This is a genomic window from Sphingobium sp. WR1 (assembly GCF_059693745.1).
Genome location: NZ_JCATID010000086.1, coordinates 1 through 1,192 on the forward strand (window position 1 = coordinate 1; position 1,192 = coordinate 1,192).

Sequence of the window (1,192 nt, forward strand, 5' to 3'; positions counted from 1 at the left end):
CTGCCTTGTCGGTATCCTGCTACTCGTCTGGATGGAGTTCCGCTCGCGCCGCATCACCGCGCTGGTCGGCGTCAGCCTTCCCTTCGCGCTGGTAGGGGGAGTGGTCGCGGTCGCGCTCACCGGCGGGGTGCTGTCGCTCGGGTCGCTGGTCGGCTTCGTGACCGTGATCGGCATCGCCGCACGCAACGGCATCATGCTCCTGTCGCACTATCAGCATCTCGAACGCCATGAGGGGATGACTTTCGGCCGCGACCTGGTGCTGCGCGGCGCCGAGGAACGGTTGGTGCCGATCCTGATGACCGCCGCCTGCGCCGGCCTAGCGCTGGTCCCGCTGATCGTCGCCGGCAACGCGCCGGGCCACGAGATCGAGCATCCGATGGCGATCGTGATCCTGGGCGGCCTTATCTCGTCGACCGCGCTCAACCTGCTGCTGCTGCCCGCGCTCTATGCCCGCTACGGCGAGGAGCGTCCGGCTACGCCGCCTCCGGTCGCGCAGAATGAGGCGCTGGCATGATCCGTCTCCACCACGCCGCAATCCCGGGGCTCGCCCTGCTCGCCTCCGCGTGCATAAGTGTCCCGAAACTGCCGCCCACGGTCACCCCGGCGACCGCGATGGGGCCGTTCGCGGCGCTGCCCGTCGCATCGATCGCACCCGTGCCCGACGACTGGTGGCGACTCTACGACGATCTCGCCCTCGATGGGCTGGTTCGCGCCGCGCTCGCAGCCAATGCGGACTTGCGCGTTGCTTATGCCAATCTCGACGGCGCGCGCGCGGCGCTGCGCCAGGCGCGGGCGGCGCGACTGCCGCAGACCGTGATCGAGAGTTCGTTGGGCATCGACAATCCCGCGAGCCAGCCAAGCGCGTCGGGCAACGTGCCTACCACCGACTATGACATAGCCGCGACTGCGAGCTGGGATATCGACCTGTTCGGCCGCCTGCGCTCCGGTGCGGTCGCGGTGAGCGAGGATGCCGAGGCACAGGCCGCGGTCGTCGACGGACTGCGCGTTGCTGTCGTCGCCGATACCGTGCTTGCGTATGTCGACTTGTGCGGAGCGACCCGCGCCGTTCGCATCGCGCGCGAGGTCGCGGCGATACAGGATCGCTCCGTCGCGATCATGCAGGAGCAGTTCCGGGCCGGCGAGGTGTCGCCGCTCGAAGTCTCGCAGGTCGCGACGATCGCGGCGACCACGC

The 1,192-nt window shown here is 69.3% G+C and carries 2 protein-coding genes; both read left to right on the forward strand.

Going from position 1 to position 1,192, the window contains the following annotated elements:
• Positions 1–514: efflux RND transporter permease subunit (locus AC58EF_RS28490; RefSeq protein ID WP_497279725.1), on the forward strand; the 514-nt coding region annotated here is incomplete at its 5' end.
• A partial coding sequence (locus AC58EF_RS28495; RefSeq protein ID WP_497279727.1) for a TolC family protein occupies positions 511–1,192 on the forward strand: 682 nt, incomplete at its 3' end. The genes AC58EF_RS28490 and AC58EF_RS28495, both read left to right, overlap by 4 nt.